The following is a 916-nucleotide window of genomic DNA, read 5'->3' on the forward strand; positions in this document are numbered from 1 at the left end:
ACACTTGCTGTACTACCGTCTGGGTAAGTGACTGTTACTGTTGAACCAGGTTCTGCTGTACCGCTGATCGGGTCAGTCGCATTGATTGGATCAAGTACCGGTGCATTTGGTGCTGTGGTATCAATCGTCACCACTGCAGTATCTGTACCTGCATTGCCTGCTGCATCTGTTGCAGTCACGGTAATGGTGTGTGGACCGTCTGTTAAAGCAGGAAGTGTATTGTCTGCAAGGGTCCAGGTGCCGTCACCATTGTTCACTGCCGGATAGTCAACCCCATCTACAGTCACCACTACAGTTGCTGACGGATCGTTCACTGTACCTGTGAGTGCTGGTGTGCTGTCATTGGTTAATAGATCATTTAGAGCAACTGCTGGTGCAACTGCATCCACAACACCTGTTGCAGGTCCTGACGTATTTCCAGCAGGATCTTCTGTTACTGCTGTTACCGTGTCACCATCATTTAAGCCTGGGTTTGGAACAGTCCAAGTCCCATCCGTTCCTGCTACAACACTTGCTGTACTACCGTCTGGGTAAGTGACTGTTACTGTTGAACCAGGTTCTGCTGTACCTGTAATCGGGTCTGTCCCGTTAACCGGGTCAATCACTGGCGCGTTCGGTGCTGTGGTATCAATCGTCACCACTGCAGTATCAGTACCTGCATTACCTGCTGCATCTATTGCAGTCACGGTAATGGTGTGCGGACCGTCTGTTAAAGCAGGAAGTGTATTGTCTGCAAGCGTCCAGGTGCCATCCCCATTGTTCACTGCCGGATAGTCAACCCCATCTACAGTCACCACTACAGTTGCTGACGGATCGTTCACTGTACCTGTGAGTGCTGGTGTGCTGTCATTGGTTAATAGATCATTTAGAGCAACTGCTGGTGCAACTGCATCCACAACACCTGTTGCAGGTCCTG

General features: G+C 50.3%; 1 protein-coding gene. It reads right to left on the reverse strand.

All coding sequences use genetic code 11. The annotated features are described in order from the left end of the window. Positions 1 to 916: Ig-like domain-containing protein (locus POD11_RS17615; protein WP_271743908.1), on the reverse strand; the 916-nt coding region annotated here is incomplete at both ends.

The sequence above is a fragment of the Acinetobacter sp. P1(2023) genome (assembly GCF_028367635.1).
GTDB classification, from domain to species: Bacteria; Pseudomonadota; Gammaproteobacteria; order Pseudomonadales; family Moraxellaceae; genus Acinetobacter; species Acinetobacter pittii_E.